This window comes from Aeribacillus sp. FSL K6-3256 (assembly GCF_037965805.1).
Classification (GTDB): domain Bacteria; phylum Bacillota; class Bacilli; order Bacillales; family Aeribacillaceae; genus Aeribacillus; species Aeribacillus composti.
Genome location: NZ_CP150188.1, coordinates 1,908,116 through 1,923,582, shown reverse-complemented (window position 1 = coordinate 1,923,582; position 15,467 = coordinate 1,908,116). Strand labels below are relative to the sequence as shown.

General features: G+C 39.1%; 17 protein-coding genes. 12 read left to right on the top strand and 5 right to left on the bottom strand.

The annotated features are described in order from the left end of the window. The first annotated feature begins 122 nt into the window (after positions 1-122). From NSQ84_RS09195 to NSQ84_RS09175, 5 genes are all read left to right on the top strand, one after another. Positions 123-263, top strand: a complete 141-nt coding sequence (locus tag NSQ84_RS09195; RefSeq protein WP_082829475.1) for an FbpB family small basic protein — start codon at positions 123-125, stop codon at positions 261-263. 73 nt (positions 264-336) lie between these two features. Further along, complete coding sequence (locus NSQ84_RS09190) at positions 337-480, top strand: acid-soluble spore protein N (RefSeq protein ID WP_063387690.1); 144 nt, start codon at positions 337-339, stop codon at positions 478-480. Between the two features lie 162 nt (positions 481-642). Continuing rightward, positions 643-864: a small acid-soluble spore protein Tlp gene (gene tlp / locus NSQ84_RS09185; RefSeq protein WP_063387689.1), complete on the top strand. Its 222-nt coding sequence runs from the start codon at positions 643-645 to the stop codon at positions 862-864. A 272-nt stretch (positions 865-1,136) separates the two neighbouring features. After that, positions 1,137-1,562, top strand: coding sequence for a thioesterase family protein (locus NSQ84_RS09180; RefSeq protein ID WP_063387688.1), 426 nt, complete (start codon positions 1,137-1,139; stop codon positions 1,560-1,562). A 3-nt stretch (positions 1,563-1,565) separates the two neighbouring features. Then, complete coding sequence (locus tag NSQ84_RS09175; RefSeq protein WP_063387687.1) at positions 1,566-1,874, top strand: hypothetical protein; 309 nt, start codon at positions 1,566-1,568, stop codon at positions 1,872-1,874. Between the two features lie 186 nt (positions 1,875-2,060). On the opposite strand, the gene NSQ84_RS09170 is transcribed toward NSQ84_RS09175, so the two are convergent. Both NSQ84_RS09170 and NSQ84_RS09165 read right to left on the bottom strand, forming a co-directional pair. Beyond that, the gene (locus NSQ84_RS09170) at positions 2,061-2,351 is read right to left on the bottom strand and encodes a HesB/YadR/YfhF family protein (RefSeq protein WP_063387686.1); all 291 of its coding nucleotides are present in this window, start codon (positions 2,349-2,351) and stop codon (positions 2,061-2,063) included. Positions 2,352-2,423: 72 nt separating this feature from the next. Then, positions 2,424-3,578 carry a CapA family protein gene (locus NSQ84_RS09165; protein ID WP_063387685.1) on the bottom strand — a complete coding sequence of 385 codons (1,155 nt, stop codon included), beginning with the start codon at positions 3,576-3,578 and terminating at the stop codon, positions 2,424-2,426. 224 nt (positions 3,579-3,802) lie between these two features. Here NSQ84_RS09165 and NSQ84_RS09160 point away from each other — a divergent pair, with 224 nt between their 5' ends. The 3 genes from NSQ84_RS09160 (at position 3,803) to NSQ84_RS09150 (ending at position 6,852) form a co-directional block, all read left to right on the top strand. Then, entirely contained in the window at positions 3,803-5,068 is a 1,266-nt protein-coding gene (locus NSQ84_RS09160; protein ID WP_063387684.1) for an ammonium transporter, read from the top strand. Positions 5,069-5,134: 66 nt separating this feature from the next. Continuing rightward, positions 5,135-6,112 carry a DUF294 nucleotidyltransferase-like domain-containing protein gene (locus tag NSQ84_RS09155; RefSeq protein ID WP_063387683.1) on the top strand — a complete coding sequence of 326 codons (978 nt, stop codon included), beginning with the start codon at positions 5,135-5,137 and terminating at the stop codon, positions 6,110-6,112. Next, a complete protein-coding gene (locus tag NSQ84_RS09150; RefSeq protein ID WP_063387682.1) occupies positions 6,109-6,852 on the top strand; it encodes an exonuclease domain-containing protein in 744 nt (247 codons plus the stop codon). The genes NSQ84_RS09155 and NSQ84_RS09150 overlap by 4 nt, the downstream gene beginning before the upstream one ends. A 19-nt stretch (positions 6,853-6,871) precedes the next feature. On the opposite strand, the gene plsY is transcribed toward NSQ84_RS09150, so the two are convergent. Continuing rightward, positions 6,872-7,468 carry a glycerol-3-phosphate 1-O-acyltransferase PlsY gene (plsY, locus tag NSQ84_RS09145; RefSeq protein WP_063387681.1) on the bottom strand — a complete coding sequence of 199 codons (597 nt, stop codon included), beginning with the start codon at positions 7,466-7,468 and terminating at the stop codon, positions 6,872-6,874. A 155-nt stretch (positions 7,469-7,623) separates the two neighbouring features. Between plsY and NSQ84_RS09140 the strand changes: the two genes are divergently transcribed. From NSQ84_RS09140 to parC, 3 genes are all read left to right on the top strand, one after another. After that, a complete protein-coding gene (locus NSQ84_RS09140; RefSeq protein WP_063387680.1) occupies positions 7,624-8,031 on the top strand; it encodes a CoA-binding protein in 408 nt (135 codons plus the stop codon). A gap of 194 nt (positions 8,032-8,225) precedes the next feature. Next, positions 8,226-10,148 carry a DNA topoisomerase IV subunit B gene (parE, locus tag NSQ84_RS09135; RefSeq protein ID WP_094246508.1) on the top strand — a complete coding sequence of 641 codons (1,923 nt, stop codon included), beginning with the start codon at positions 8,226-8,228 and terminating at the stop codon, positions 10,146-10,148. A 25-nt stretch (positions 10,149-10,173) separates the two neighbouring features. Continuing rightward, the gene (parC, locus tag NSQ84_RS09130) at positions 10,174-12,603 is read left to right on the top strand and encodes a DNA topoisomerase IV subunit A (RefSeq protein WP_130156981.1); all 2,430 of its coding nucleotides are present in this window, start codon (positions 10,174-10,176) and stop codon (positions 12,601-12,603) included. Between the two features lie 777 nt (positions 12,604-13,380). On the opposite strand, the gene ric is transcribed toward parC, so the two are convergent. After that, on the bottom strand, positions 13,381-14,076 hold the full coding sequence (ric, locus tag NSQ84_RS09125) for an iron-sulfur cluster repair di-iron protein (protein ID WP_339211831.1): 696 nt from the start codon (positions 14,074-14,076) through the stop codon (positions 13,381-13,383). A 199-nt stretch (positions 14,077-14,275) separates the two neighbouring features. Here ric and NSQ84_RS09120 point away from each other — a divergent pair, with 199 nt between their 5' ends. Then, positions 14,276-15,019, top strand: coding sequence for a YwiC-like family protein (locus NSQ84_RS09120; protein ID WP_066248572.1), 744 nt, complete (start codon positions 14,276-14,278; stop codon positions 15,017-15,019). A 191-nt stretch (positions 15,020-15,210) separates the two neighbouring features. Here NSQ84_RS09120 and NSQ84_RS09115 read toward each other — a convergent pair whose 3' ends face one another. Beyond that, positions 15,211-15,423 carry a YozQ family protein gene (locus NSQ84_RS09115; RefSeq protein ID WP_242009325.1) on the bottom strand — a complete coding sequence of 71 codons (213 nt, stop codon included), beginning with the start codon at positions 15,421-15,423 and terminating at the stop codon, positions 15,211-15,213. Between the last annotated feature and the right edge of the window lie 44 nt (positions 15,424-15,467).

Genomic DNA, 15,467 nt, shown 5'->3' with positions numbered 1-15,467 from the left:
TGAAACGTATGAAATTTTGCATTATTGGTTATATTGTCATTAAACATTCAAATTTTCAACGGGAAAGTGTCGGAATATTTTGTACAATAAAAGTAACAGAGAAAAGAAGTGAGGGATAAAAAATGAAAAAAACGAAAATTTCGTTTAAACAGCTTGTGTTGGAAAATAAGCAAAACTTGCTAAAAGACCGTGAAGCATTGAATGAAATTGAAGAAAGACTTGAAAAAAGGCTGGAAAAACGGCAATTGGAAAAATCGAGCTGATAGCAAACAGTCGTGTTTGACAGCATGTTTTCTGCTTTATTGGTAAACAATAAAAGCAGGAGGCGATTGTTTGATGACAAATTCAAATGATATCCAGTCTCATTTTAATCCGAATCATATCGGAACAAAACCGAGAGGATTCGGTGGAAACAAAGGGAAAAAAATGCAAAATAAGACGAATGAGCATCCTCAAGTGATTCAGACAAAAGGCGAGTAGGACATATGTCCACCGCCTTTTAATTTACATAATATAATTATGGTTCCATCATTTTTCTCCTTTTCATTGAGGAAACAGGTTCGTTTCATAATTTAACATCAAATGCACAAACTATATTTGAAATGGCGATAAAACAATTTTTCCCAGAAAGGAGAATATTTGATGCAAAATCGAACAAATCGTGATGACCGTTCCGACAATGTTGAAAAATTGCAGGAAATGGTACAAAATACGATTGAAAACATCGAAAGAGCAGAAGAAACATTAGAGTTTGCCAACGACAGAGAGCGTGAACAGATTGAGGCAAAAAATCGCCGCAGAGAAGAAAGCATTGAGGCGATGCGACAAGAAATTAAAGATGAAGCCCGTGAACGAAACTCCTAGCTTTCAATTTAGGTTGATAATTCCATTTTAGTTTTCGATTGCAAATAGAAATGTTATAATAAAATTGTTCATTGAAAATTTTTGCCTTCTAAATTCATTTGATGAACGGCCAACAATGGGACAAACTTTGTTGGACCGGCTTGAATAAAAAACAGACTCCGCAAAAAAATTTAAGTAAGAAAGTTGAAAAGGCCTAAAATAGAAAGCCTGTATCACAGACGCTGATGCAGGCTTTTTCGATCGATTTCATTTTTTGCAAGGGAGAGAAGCTTATGTTTGTTTCATCAAAAGAAATAGAAGTTCGTTATGCGGAAACCGATCAAATGGGTGTCGTGTACCATGCCAATTATATTATATGGATGGAAGTTGGACGGACGAAGCTGATCCAAGATCTTGGCTTTTCGTATGCAGCGATGGAGAAAGACGGAATAATTTCCCCTGTCGTGGATATTCAAATCGAATATAAAAAACCGATTACATACGGTGAAAAGGCAATAATACATACGTGGATTGAGAAATATAACGGAATTAAAACAGTATATGGATACGAAATTTTCAATTCTCATGGCGAATTGGCAGCAAAAGGTTTTTCCAGCCATGTTTGCGTAAAAAAAGAAACGTTTCGCCCAGTTGTATTTAAGAAATTATATCCTGAATGGCACGAAGCATATGTAAAAGCGATGAAAGAGGAGAGATAAAGATTGGCCTTTGGAATCAAGAAAGAGGAGCTTGCTGAGTGGAAGAAAAAAGTGCGGAAAGGGGAAATCGCCTTTTTAACGCATTATTGGTATGATGAACGGTTTCCGGATTATCATTCTGTAACAAAGGTTGGATGCAGCAATATAAAGCATTTAATAGAATGGGGAAATGAAAACGGTTTGAAAATGGAGTGGATTCATCATCATAAAGATTTTCCGCATTTTGACCTGCTGGGGGAAAAACAAGTAGAAATCCTGCAAAAATATCAGCTAACCGATCATTTAAGAAAATTTAAATTGCTGAAAAAATAAAAGATTTGACGGGCATCATGTGGAAGTCAGATTTGAGTAAAAAATGATGAGATGAAACAAGAAACCCAATCGGCAAATTAAATTTGCGGTTGGGTTTCTTTACTGACTATAGCATGCTTCGTCTACTAGAACAGCTCTTTGACAAAGACTTGTTTTTCGACCTATAGCATACTTTCAATCGATTTGCTAATTTATAAGACGAACAACAGGTTCATGAATTTTTTCATCCAATTGAATGGTCACGTCATGATTGTCGAAATACCATAAATCATCATGTTCAACATAAAATGTGACCCCTAGTTTTTCGGCTTTTATTCCGATTTGATTTGGAGCTTCTTTTGCAATTCCAAGGGAAAATCCGCTTTGCACATGACCGCATCCGCCATATCGGACAAAGAAGCGGACTGCATCTCCCTCGTTTAACTCCAATTCTTCCTTGTACCATTTTGCTGCATCATCGGTAATATTCAGTTTCATTTTTGTCACTCCTAATATCAGCTTCCTGTTTACATTATATTACATGAAAAGCTTTCTTTCCATGAATAAACTCTACTGGATAGAGTTCGTCACTTCTTTCGTTTCCAACCATTGATGCATATGCTTCATCACTTTTTCATAGGCGTTTTTGTCGATTCGGTCCAGCAATTCAACATAATAATGATGATTTTTATTTTTGGTAACATAGGTAGGGAGTAAACGCGGATTTTTCAAAGTCAGTGTCGTACCGTTAGCATCAGTCCGCTTAATTACATCAATCGAAAAAATCCCACCGATGTCTTTTCCATCTCCCTTTTGGCCAGACAAGAAGTTGCCTAACGAATACACAACGATACTCTTGTTTCCATTTTTTGCTTCCAGCCATTCGATCGGCTGCAATACATGAGGATGGTGACCGATGATTATGTCTGCTCCATGATCGACTAGCAGCTGTGCCCATTGTTTTTGAGCGTCGCTTGGAAAGGATTGATATTCTTCTCCCCAGTGCATGTTAACAATAGTTACATCAACTTGTCCATTTAGTGTGTCTAAATCCCTTTTCATTTTTTCTTCATCTATAAGGTTTACTAAATAGGGTTTATTTTTCGGAACTGGAATACCGTTTGTCCCATATGTATACGAAAGAAAGCCGATTTTCACCCCGTTGACCTGTTGAATTCTCCATGTATTGGCGTCCGCTTCGTTTTTAAAGCTCCCTACATACGGTAGCCCGATTTGTTCATAATGCTGAATCGCATTTAAAATACCTTTTTCTCCTTTATCTAAACTATGATTGTTTGCTGTTGAGACGAGATCAATGCCAGCATCTTTTAGCGCATCTGCCACTTCGAACGGGCTGTTAAACAACGGATAACTGGAGATTCCAAGTTCTGTTCCCCCAATGATCGATTCTTGGTTGGCGATGGCTAAGTCGCTTTTTGAGAGCAAAGGTTTTACTGTTGCAAACATTGGCTTAAAATTGTATGATTCGCTCCCGGTCCTCGCATCTTTAAAAAGCTGGCTATGTATGAGAACATCACCTATTGCAGAAACAGTGACGAGCGATTCGGTCGGCTCCACTTTTTTGGGAGCAGCTTGTATAGATTGTGGCGAATCATCCACATTTTCTTTTTTTACCGCGTTTTGCTCATTCGCCTGACCTTTGCTGCCGCATCCTGAAAAAAGCATCAAACAAATAATTGCGAATATTAAGAAAACCTTTCTCATAAAACCCTCCTTAAATACTGTTTTTACTATCATAAACGTTTTGTCGGAAAAAATAAACTATTGTCTAATTTTGTTTATATGTTAGATTTCCTAACATACTTTTTCGAAAAATTATGGAAAATGAATTGACATTAAAATAAAACGGGTGTAAAAATAGAGATATACTTCTTATGTTATTTTTTATAACACAATTAAGAAGAAATAATTACATGGGAGGTTGTGCTATGGACTCATTAACGTTAATGAACAGTTTATGGGTGATGCTGGGAGCTATTTTGGTCATCTTTATGCAAGCAGGATTTATATTGCTCGAAGCGGGTTCTACACGAATGAAAAATGCCGGACATATTGCCGGAAAAACTGTTTTTACATTCGGAATTGCCTCCATTGTTTTCTGGGCAGTCGGCTATGGATTTATTTTTGGGAAGAACGGCAACTTTTTTGTAGGAATGTCTGACTTTTTTTATTCAGGATATGAAATAGATGGATTATCTCTTTCAACATCCGTCTTTTTTGTATTCCAGTTAGCCTTTGCCGGAGTTTCTCTCGCCATTGCCTTTGCTGGATTTGCGGAACGGGCAAAACTTTCAGTTTATTTAATTTTTTCTGTATTGTTTACCGCACTTGTTTATCCAGTTGTTGCTCATTGGATTTGGGGCGGAGGATGGCTGTCAGAACATGGAAAACAAGATTTTGCAGGTTCTACCGTTGTTCATTTGACAGGTGCAATGGCAGCTTTGGCTGCAACGATCTTGTTGAAGCCTCGGATCGGTAAATATAACAAAGATGGTTCTGTTAATAATATTTATGGACATAACCAAGTTTATACAGCTCTAGGCGTACTTATTTTATGGGTTGGCTGGTTCGGTTTCAATGCAGGAAGCACGATTACAGTTGAGGATGGATTTTTTGGATTTGTTGCTTTGAACACGAATTTAGCTGCCGGAGCAGGAGCCGTAAGCGCCTTGATCATTTCATGGATCGCTGGCGGAAAAGCTGATATACCGACAATGTTAAACGGAGCGCTTGCAGGATTGGTCGCCATTACCGCATCTTGTGCATTTGTCGACACATGGGCTGCTGTCGTAATCGGACTAATAGCTGGAATTCTTGTATATTTTAGTATGAAGTTTTTTGATAAAGTTAAAATTGATGATCCGATTTATTGTTTGTCTGTTCACGGAGTAGCTGGTGTTTGGGGCACTTTATCAACTGGATTTTTTGCAACCCCTGAATTAGCAACTATTGGTAACCCTGGATTGTTTTACGGCGGAGGCTTTACACAGCTCGGCGTTCAAGCATTGGGAGTGTTTACTTCAGGTTTATACGCCTTTGTTGTTTCATTCGTCATCTTAGCTGTGATGAAAAAATTGCTCAATGGCTTGCGGGTGACAGAAGAAGAAGAAATGATCGGTTTGGACTTAAGCGAGCACGGAGTTTATGGGTATCCGGAAGCATTTGAATCTAATGAACAAAAGCTTGGAAGCTAACCGCAAGAGCGTATGGATGATGTATCATCTGTACGCTTATTTATAAAAAAGGGGATTTTTATACACATGGGGAATCCTTACAAACAATTGAAGGAATGGCGCAACAGCCATTTGCAAAAAGCGAAAACAGTGACGGAATTAAACAGTATACACGATCAGGTTATGAAACAATCCTTCCATCTTTCTTTCGAGATTGTAAAAAAGAAATACGGCCCTGCGCCTTGTGAATTTACTTGGTTTTTAGTCGGAAGCGGCGGAAGAGGCGAGCAGGCGAAAATAAGCGATCAAGACCACGGACTCATTTTTCATTCCAATGAGAAAGAAGCTCTCGACTACTTTTTGCTGCTTGGAAAAGAAGTTTCATTCGGCTTGAACGTCATCGGTTATCCTTACTGCGAAGGAAATGTCATGTGTTCAACTTCTTTATGGTGCCGATCGGAACAAAGCTGGAGCAAGCAGATCAATAAATGGCTGCAGGATGAAACATTTGATTCTATCCGCTATTTATTAATCTTTTTTGATGCGCGTATGATCATCGGACAATCCGAATCGATTCATCGACTGAAAAACCAAATTTTCCAATATATTCAATATAATCCTGATTTTCTTGGTCGATTGTTAAACAACACAATGCATGTCAAAAAAGGGGTGGGTATTTTTCATCAGCTGCTGCCTGAAACATACGGCCCTCATTCAGGCGCTATTGATTTAAAACAGGCCGGGTTATTGCCTTACATTAATTCTGTCCGCTTATTGGCGATCAAAGAACGATTGTTGGATACGTCTACGCTGTCAAGGTTTCAGCTTCTGATGAAGCAGGAGTATTTTCGTCATGTATTATCTCCATATCACACATATTTTCAAGAATTAGTAACGATTCATTTTAAAAATTCATTAAAAGCGAACACATATGATGAAGTTCATTACCTCTCTTTAAAGGATTTATCAAAAGAAGAAAAAGGAAGGCTAAAAAAAATCATTTTAGGCGGAAAAAAATTGATGAATGAAACGAAATCCATCATTGAAAAGGGCGTTAATCCATGAAACTTCCATCTTTTTTTCACTTGATGAAGCAATTTCAGGGGAAAATGCAATCTTCAGCATTTACAGGTCTTGAAACGAATCTTCAGCATGCAGCGTTTTTGCGGAAAATGGAACAAGACTTAAAGCGGGAGGAAAGCTTGTCAACTCCTCTTCAGGAGCTGGACGTTGTTGTGCTTGATTTGGAAACAACAGGTTTTTTTCCGGAAAAAGGGGATCAAATTCTTTCGATTGGAGCAGTTAAAGTTCACGGCATGCAGATTGAAGAAAAGCATACATTTTACTCTTTTGTTCAGTATGAAGGGGAAATTCCCGTTGACGTAAAAAAATTGACAGGAATTGTTGAAGAAGACGTAAGAGCTGCTCCCCCTATATCGGAAGTATTGATTCGTTTTTATCAATTTGCAGAAAATCGGACGCTTGTCGCCCATCATGCCAATCATGAAAAAAATTTTCTTACAGAAGCTAATAAGGAGCATTTCCGCATTCCATTTAAACATCGGATTGTGGATACAGCCATGCTGTTCCGGCTCGTTCAGCGAGAACAAATTGCCGTAAGTTTAGATGAATGCTGCCGGTTTTTTTCCATCCCGGTCCAAAAGCGTCATCACGCCTTAGAAGATGCAAAAATGACAGCCGCGATCTGGTGTGAATATGTAAAAATGTTTGTTGAATCAGGCTATAAAACGTTGATGGATGTGTTTATCAAACTATCACAATTAAAACAAGGAGCGAGAAGATGAGTTCCCGCTCCTTTCTATTTTACAGCCATTTCACTTTTGGCTCTGTTTTATTTATGATCCTTTTAATATTGGCTCTGTGCCGATAGAAAACAAAGGTTGCGAGGATCGCGACAATGATCATTAAAGCCGCATCACCGGTAAAAATGGTATAAACTAACGTATACAGTGCTGTAACCATAGAGGATAAAGAAACATATTTTGATACATATAAAACAAGAAAAAATACAGCAAGCATAGATAAAAAGAGTAATGGGCTATAAAAAAGCAGCACCCCTCCGCTTGTCGCCACGGCTTTTCCGCCCCGAAAGCCTGCGAAAATTGGATACATATGTCCTACAGCAGCCACCATTCCTGCAATGAGCGTCCATGCTTGGTGAAGGTCGCCACTAAGCAATACGGGGAGGCTAGCTGCGAGAGTTCCTTTTAAAATGTCTGCAACCGTAACAAACAGCCCGGCTTTTTTTCCAAGCACTCGAAAAGTGTTGGTTGCACCTAAATTTCCGCTTCCATGTTCACGAATATCAATGCCGTATCCAATTTTGCCAACGATAAGTCCAAAGGGGATGGAACCAATTAAATAAGCTAAGATAAGGACTAAGATTAATAGAAAAGACATAATGAAACTCCTTTATATTCATGATTCTATTATTATTGTACACAATTGATTCGATCAGGACTATATTTTGTTGATAAAAGCCGTTTTAAAACTTTGGTGTTCGACGCTTTTACAGTTATAATAAAAGAAACATTGGAAGGAGTGAACAAATTTTCATGCAAAATCCAAGTCTGGACGAAATCCGTGATATTTTAAAAAAAAGCAAACGAATCGCTGTTGTCGGCTTGTCCAACAATCCTGAAAGAGAATCTTACCAAGTTTCACAAGCGATGCAAAATGCGGGGTATGAGATTATTCCTGTCAATCCAATGATCGATGAAGCCTTGGGTGTCAAAGCGGTCTCATCCTTAAAAGAAATTGAAGGCCATGTGGATATTGTAAACGTTTTTAGACGTTCCGAGCATTTATTAGATGTTGCGAAAGAATTTTTAGAAATTGATGCCGATGTTTTTTGGGCTCAATTAGGCTGCGTTAACGAGGAAGCATATCAATTATTAAAAGAAAAAGGTTATCCCGTTATCATGGATATGTGTATAAAAGTAGCGCATGCGTTAACAAAATAACAAATGTTTCCCCCATCATCTTGATGGGTTCTTTTTTTGAAGAAAGGTTTGAAACATACAACATTTGAGTAATACAATAATATACGTTGCCGTGTAAGATTGCCAAACGCAGGGAAACCATGTAAAATACAGTTTACAAACATCTGTTCTTGTTTTTTGAAAGGAGTTATTTGTTTGTGGGAAAAGCAAAGATAATGGAATACAATGACGATGCGATTCAAGTATTGGAAGGATTGGAAGCAGTAAGGAAACGGCCTGGGATGTATATCGGCAGCACGGATGCTAGAGGATTGCATCATCTTGTATATGAAATTGTTGACAATTCTGTAGATGAAGCATTAGCAGGCTTCGGAGACCATATCATTGTCAAAATACATAAAGATGAAAGCATTTCTGTTGCTGATAAAGGAAGAGGAATGCCGACTGGCATGCATAAGCTTGGTAAGCCGACTCCGGAAGTAATTTTAACCGTGCTTCATGCAGGAGGAAAATTCGGGCAAGGCGGTTACAAAACAAGCGGCGGCTTGCACGGAGTAGGAGCTTCAGTCGTCAATGCTTTATCTGAGTGGCTTGAAGTGACGATTAAACGGGACGGATTTATTTACAAGCAAAGGTTCGAAAAGGGCGGGAAACCCGTTACGACATTAGAAAAGATAGGAGAAACAAAAGAAACCGGTACGACAGTCCATTTTAAACCAGATCCTCTCATCTTCAGCACTACGACTTTTCAATTTGACATATTGAGTGAACGATTGCGGGAGTCTGCATTCCTCCTAAAAGGATTAACAATTGATTTGATTGATGAACGGAACAATGTTCAAGAATCTTATTGTTATGAAAATGGGATCGAATCATTTGTCGCATATTTAAATGAAGGAAAAGAAACTCTTCATCCTGTTGTCTTTTTCGAAGGTGAGCAGCAAGGAATTGAAGTCGAATTTTCTTTCCAATTTAATGACGGCTACAGCGAAAACATTTTGTCGTTTGTCAACCATGTGAGAACAAAAGACGGCGGCACACATGAAGCAGGCGCCAAAACTGCCATGACAAGAGTGTTTAATGAATACGCACGAAAGACCGGTTTATTAAAAGAGAAAGACAAAAACTTGGAAGGAACAGATATTCGTGAAGGGCTATCGGCAATTATCTCCGTCCGAATCCCTGAAGGACTTTTGCAGTTTGAAGGGCAAACGAAAGGAAAACTCGGTACAACAGAGGCGAGATCTGCTGTTGACACAGTCATTTCGGAAAAATTATCTTATTTTTTAGAAGAGAATGCGGAGATCAGCACCCTCCTGATTAAAAAGGCGATAAAAGCGCAAGAAGCAAGAGAGGCGGCAAGAAAAGCGCGCGAAGAAGCAAGATCAGGAAAAAAACGAAAAAAATCTGAAATGTCTTTAAGCGGAAAGCTTACGCCTGCTCAATCACGGAATCCAAAGAAAAATGAATTGTTTCTTGTGGAGGGGGATTCTGCGGGAGGATCAGCGAAACAAGGTCGGGATAGAAGATTTCAGGCTGTTCTGCCTCTGCGCGGAAAAGTGATCAATACGGAGAAGGCGAAGCTGCAGGATATTTTTAAAAACGAAGAAATCAATACAATTATTCATGCAATCGGAGCTGGCGTCGGTGCTGATTTTAACATTGAAGATTGCAACTACGACAAAGTGATCATTATGACGGATGCTGATACGGATGGCGCCCACATCCAAGTGCTTTTATTGACTTTCTTCTATCGATATATGAAGCCGCTCATTCAGGCAGGGAAAGTCTATATTGCGCTTCCGCCTTTATATAAAGTAAGCAAAGGCAGCGGCAAATCCGAAGTCATCGAATACGCATGGAATGAGAAGGAGCTGTCCGCTGCCATTAAGAAGGTCGGCAAAGGCTACACAATCCAACGATACAAAGGGCTTGGAGAAATGAATGCGCCGCAGCTATGGGAGACGACGATGAATCCTGAAACACGCACTCTCATCCGCGTCCGGATTGATGATGCAGCAAGAGCGGAAAGAAGAGTGACAACCTTAATGGGTGACAAGGTTGAACCGCGTCGACAATGGATCGAAAAAAATGTGTCTTTTGGTATTGACGAAAATGACAACATGTTCGAAATTTAAAACAATGTGCTAGAGGAGGAGCAGCATGGAAGCTCAACAACGTTATGTCGATTTACCCCTTGAAGATGTGCTGGGCGACCGTTTTGGACGGTACAGCAAATACATTATTCAAGACCGCGCGCTTCCGGATGTTCGCGACGGGCTGAAGCCGGTGCAGCGGAGAATTTTATACGCGATGCTGATGGACGGAAATACGCATGATAAAGGATTTCGAAAAGCGGCCAAAACAGTCGGGAATGTTATCGGGAACTTCCATCCGCATGGAGATTCTTCTGTATATGAAGCGATGGTTCGGATGAGCCAGGAGTGGAAGGTTCGCAATGTTTTAGTGGAAATGCACGGAAACAACGGAAGCCTTGACGGCGATCCTCCTGCCGCCATGCGTTATACGGAAGCACGGCTGTCCAAACTTGCTTCCGAGCTTTTAAAAGATATTGAGAAAAATACAGTCGAGTTTGTACCGAATTTTGATGATACAACGAAAGAACCCGTCGTTCTCCCGGCGATGTTCCCAAACTTGCTTGTCAATGGTTCAACAGGGATTTCAGCCGGCTATGCAACTGATATTCCTCCGCATAATCTTGGCGAAGTCATTGATGCTGTGATTATGCGAATGAATCATCCGGATTGCACAGTTGAGGAATTAATGGAAGTGTTAAAAGGCCCTGATTTCCCGACTGGAGGAATCATTCAAGGAATCGACGAGATTAAAAAAGCATATAAAACAGGAAAAGGAAAAATTGTTGTTCGCGGCAAAGCGGAAATTGAAAAAATCCGAGGCGGAAAAGAGCAAATTGTCATTACAGAAATTCCGTATGAGGTCAATAAAGCAAATTTAGTAAAAAAAATAGATGACCTTAAGTACGAAAGAAAAGTGGACGGAATCGCCGAGGTGCGCGATGAAACGGACCGGACAGGTCTTCGCATCGTCATCGAACTGAAAAAAGATGCCGATGCTGAAGGAGTTTTAAATTACTTATATAAAAACACAGATTTGCAAGTTCCATATAACTTTAATATGGTTGCAATTCACCATCGGCATCCGAAATTATTAAGCCTGCCTGAATTGTTGGATGCTTACATCGAACACCGAAAGGAAGTCGTGATTAACCGATCGACTTTTGAACTCCAAAAAGCTCAAGAAAGGGAGCATGTCGTAAAGGGATTAATCAAAGCTCTATCCATCTTGGATGAAGTGATCGCTGTTATTCGTGCTTCAAAAGATAAACGGGATGCGAAAGATAATTTAATTAGTGAATTTGCATTTACTGAACCGCAGGCAGAGGCGATTGTCTCGTTGCAGCTGTACCGTCTGACAAACACTGATATTACAGCGTTGAAAGCGGAAGAAGAAGAGCTTGAGAAAAAAATCAAGGGGTTAACAAGCATTTTGGAGGATGAAAAAAAGCTTTCCAAAGTCATTCAATCCGAATTAAAACAATTGAAAAAAACATTTGCCGATGAGCGGCGGACGAAGATTGAGGCGGAAATTGAATCCATTACTATCAATATGGAATCCCTCATCGCAAGCGAGGATACAATTGTTACTGTGACAAAAGACGGCTATGTGAAACGTACGAGCTTGCGGTCGTATACAGCATCAAACGGAAAAGATTTCGGCATGAAGGATTCGGATCGACTGTTATGCCAGTATGAAATGAACACAACAGATGTTCTTCTCTTATTCACAAACAAAGGAAATTATTTATATTGTCCTGTTCACGAGCTTCCGGATATTCGCTGGAAGGATATTGGACAGCATATTTCAAGGACCATTCCGATTGATCAAGATGAACGGATTGTACAAGGCATTCCTTTAAAAAGTTTTGACGACGAGAAATTTTTCTTGTTTGTTACGAAAAAAGGCATGGTGAAGAAAACGGAAATTCGCCAATATAAAGCTCAGCGATACTCCAAGCCGCTTGTTGCGATCAATTTAAAAGACGACGATGAAGTGGTTGCGGTTCATATAACTGATGGAACAGGATTGATTTTGTTATCCACCCGTTTTGGATACGGTCTTTTATTTCACGAAGAAGAAGTGAATATTGTCGGCTCCCGTGCAGCAGGAGTCAAAGGCATCCAATTAAAGGAAGGCGATGCAGTCGTTTCTGGACTTGTGTTTGCTGAGAAACATGTTAACGATCAAAAGCTCGCCATTGTCACGCACAGAGGCGCTGTGAAAATGATCAATATCGGGGAAATCGAACGAACACAACGAGCCAGAAGAGGATCAATGCTGTACAGAGAGCTGAAAACAAACCCGCATCGGACAGCGGCCATCTTACTCGTCAACGGAAATGAGAATTTGGTATTGGAAACGGAGAAAGGTATCAGGGAAATAGTGCCTCTTTCCAATGTGAAGGTGACTGATCGATACAGCAACGGTTCCTTTTACATAGATAAAGAGGAGGCAGGAGAAGTCGCTGATAGCTGGCTGGAAACGGAAGCATAAAAAATGATCACCCCTATCCGGATTTAGTGAGGATAGGGGTTTTTCAATCTAATACAGTGATATTTTGCTTCATTGGCGGTTTAGGAGCAAATTCTGAAAGAAAACCCCTTGGTCTCGATCAGACATATTATTCGGACACATTTCTAAACGTTGTTTGAAATGCATAATCTAAATGCCATTTATTTACGCTTTCAATGAGATTGATGAGAAAAATCCGAATTTTCATTCTCTTCTAAGCATGAAAAACAAAACAACGACCCATTTTTTTCGTCAATAGCCCCATTCAAAAAACCGTTTAGACAATGAATAGGTTTGCTGCACCTTATACAAAATCCTACAAATTCCTCCAATTTCCCTTCACTTCCTTTGTGATCGTAGTGGTGTAGTTGAAAAAAGTTGGATATAACTTATTATACTTATTATATCAGAAGAAAGATGTTTAAGTTATTCTTCTTTTGTGCCAAACAAGCAGAATATCAAAACAAGAAAAAGAGCGCTTCCAAAAAGAAAGAAACCATATCGAAAGCCGCTTATTCAGCAACATCAGCGAAAATGACGTCACACACCGAGGCGCTTTTCGTTTTTAGCTTTCTATTCTCTGAAAAAAACTCTATTACGACGGCATGCCATGAAACTTTGCTTGTCAATAGCCTTTAGCTTCGTCCTTGATAAAACGTTTTAAGTTTTAATGGTTAGATCAAGGTCTGAACAGTCCGTTTCCGTGATGTTGAAATGGTGAAGAAAGAGGCGGGGGATCGCCGCCTCTTCCACCCGAAATTATTGAAGAATGCGTGGAAATAATACGTTATTTTCCAAATGAATATGTTCAAATAAGTCTGATTCCAAAGCTTCTAAACGATTGTAAACGAGTTGATATGTTCGGCAAGCCCCGTTCGGAAGGATATAGTCATTTGTGATCCGCCTAATTTCTTTTATGATATCCCCTGTTTTATCATGTTCATTCGTAAGATCGGCAATCATTTTTTTCATTTTTTGTTCGTTTTCGCTTGTCGGCTGCTTCTCGAACTGGCTAATAAGCGGAAATACTTCAGACTCTTCTTTCCATAAATGTTGTTCTAGTTCCGTTTTTAATTCATTAAACAATTTATGAACCTTTATTAGATGTGGATGATTTCCGCCGTGGACTCGCATAACTTTTGTCACATAGGGACTAAGGTTTGGTAGTTCTTCCAACAAATAACGATGATGTTTATTTATGATATGGTCAATAAGTTCTGAGTATGTTGCTGTCAACCAATTTTTCTCTGTTTTTTCATCAGTTGCAGCATACAGATCCTGCAATTGACTCATTAATTCCTCAATCGCCACTCCCCGTTTATCGGCTGCTTCTTTTAAAGAGCGATCACCGCCGCAACAAAAATCAATTTTATTTTTTTTAAAAACATCGCTCGCTTTCGGAAGCATTGCGACAATTTCTCCAACTGTCGTATTTTCCGTAAATATTGTTTTCATTATTTTGCCCTCCCAATTTCATTGTTAAAAAGATAATACCGCAACTCGTTCTTTTCAATAGTGACAGGTGTCACTTTCCCGTTTAGTGTTGTGGCTATTTTGTGACAAAACGGAGAGGTATGCAACAAATCACAACGTAGCTAGTTTTTTTCACTATAATGGAATTTAGAAGAAATTGTTGATGAAAGGTGGATACATGATGGCAACCGTCAAGAAATTAGTGATTCCAAAACAGCATGGAGCCTGGGCAATGCTTGTTATACCATTTCTATTGGGGGCTTATATAGGAGGGTTCTCTTGGATTCATATTCCATTATTTATCGGCTGGTTATGTTTATATTTAGCAACATATCCGTTACTGATGGCTATGAAAAATAAGCGCAAGCCATTTTATATAAAGTGGTTTGCTCTTTATTTTGCCGCTGCTGCCGTTATACTGCTCTTTCCATTAATGTATAGATGGGAAATAATATATTTCGGAATGGCGATGACACCGTTTTTTTTAATAAATATTTATTATGGGAAAAAGAAAAAAGATCGTGCTTTTTTCAATGATCTAGCAGCAATCGCTGTTTTTTGCATTGGAGGTCTTGCCAGTTCTTTTATTGTAAGCGGAGAAATAACAAAAGAAGCCTTCATCACCATAATGCTTTGTTTTTTATTTTTTGTGGGCAGCACTTTTTATGTCAAAACAATGATTCGGGAAAAAAACAATCCGAACTATAAATGGTTGTCATGGGGTTTTCATGTTTTCTTAATGATCGGCTTGGTCGCTACCGAATATGCCGTTTTTATAATAGCTTATATTCCGAGTGTTATTCGAGCTGTTTATTTTTACGGAAAAAAAATGCCGATTTTAAAAATCGGTTTAATAGAAGTGGGCAATGCCGTATATTTTTGTTTTGCAATGTTTATGATCATCAATCTGTTCATGCTGCCGTAAGCGCATTTTCCCTTTGCAGAAGGTTGATTGCCCAATGATCATTCGATTTTTTGGGGGAAGTAATGCCGATATATTTTTTTAAACGCTGTCAAGACAAAATTGGCCATGAAATTCCCCCGCAATCATCATGATGATTGCGGGGGGTACAGGCATTTCACTTAAATTTTTAATATCAGGAAAAAAAGGAATTATTATTCTTTTTCAGTCTTCAACGGGATGTTGTTGCCGTCAACATCCTCCATCATCCCATCAATTGTGCCCTCCGTATATGTATCTCTTATTTGTTCCTGCGTTATGGCCAAACCTTGTTTTAGGTCGGATTCGCTGCCGCTCTTAAAAGGTTCATCATATGCTCCGAAGGTTGGGTTATTTTTCATTTTCTTGTCTTGACGTTTTGTGGACATTTCGTTTCCTCCATGAAAATTCGTTTTCTTTTATTATGATTCTT

Excerpts from the sequence above, each read along its gene's own strand:
- NSQ84_RS09160 (WP_063387684.1), top strand. The coding sequence starts at position 3,803 with ATGGACTCATTAACGTTAATGAACAGTTTATGGGTGATGCTGGGAGCT.
- NSQ84_RS09165 (WP_063387685.1), bottom strand. The coding sequence starts at position 3,578 with ATGAGAAAGGTTTTCTTAATATTCGCAATTATTTGTTTGATGCTTTTT.
- ric (WP_339211831.1), bottom strand. The coding sequence starts at position 14,076 with ATGAAAACAATATTTACGGAAAATACGACAGTTGGAGAAATTGTCGCA.
- NSQ84_RS09155 (WP_063387683.1), top strand. The coding sequence starts at position 5,135 with ATGGGGAATCCTTACAAACAATTGAAGGAATGGCGCAACAGCCATTTG.
- parC (WP_130156981.1), top strand. The coding sequence starts at position 10,174 with ATGGAAGCTCAACAACGTTATGTCGATTTACCCCTTGAAGATGTGCTG.
- NSQ84_RS09140 (WP_063387680.1), top strand. The coding sequence starts at position 7,624 with ATGCAAAATCCAAGTCTGGACGAAATCCGTGATATTTTAAAAAAAAGC.
- NSQ84_RS09150 (WP_063387682.1), top strand. The coding sequence starts at position 6,109 with ATGAAACTTCCATCTTTTTTTCACTTGATGAAGCAATTTCAGGGGAAA.
- tlp (WP_063387689.1), top strand. The coding sequence starts at position 643 with ATGCAAAATCGAACAAATCGTGATGACCGTTCCGACAATGTTGAAAAA.
- NSQ84_RS09180 (WP_063387688.1), top strand. The coding sequence starts at position 1,137 with ATGTTTGTTTCATCAAAAGAAATAGAAGTTCGTTATGCGGAAACCGAT.
- NSQ84_RS09120 (WP_066248572.1), top strand. The coding sequence starts at position 14,276 with ATGGCAACCGTCAAGAAATTAGTGATTCCAAAACAGCATGGAGCCTGG.
- parE (WP_094246508.1), top strand. The coding sequence starts at position 8,226 with ATGGAATACAATGACGATGCGATTCAAGTATTGGAAGGATTGGAAGCA.
- plsY (WP_063387681.1), bottom strand. The coding sequence starts at position 7,468 with ATGTCTTTTCTATTAATCTTAGTCCTTATCTTAGCTTATTTAATTGGT.
- NSQ84_RS09115 (WP_242009325.1), bottom strand. The coding sequence starts at position 15,423 with ATGTCCACAAAACGTCAAGACAAGAAAATGAAAAATAACCCAACCTTC.
- NSQ84_RS09190 (WP_063387690.1), top strand. The coding sequence starts at position 337 with ATGACAAATTCAAATGATATCCAGTCTCATTTTAATCCGAATCATATC.
- NSQ84_RS09170 (WP_063387686.1), bottom strand. The coding sequence starts at position 2,351 with ATGAAACTGAATATTACCGATGATGCAGCAAAATGGTACAAGGAAGAA.
- NSQ84_RS09195 (WP_082829475.1), top strand. The coding sequence starts at position 123 with ATGAAAAAAACGAAAATTTCGTTTAAACAGCTTGTGTTGGAAAATAAG.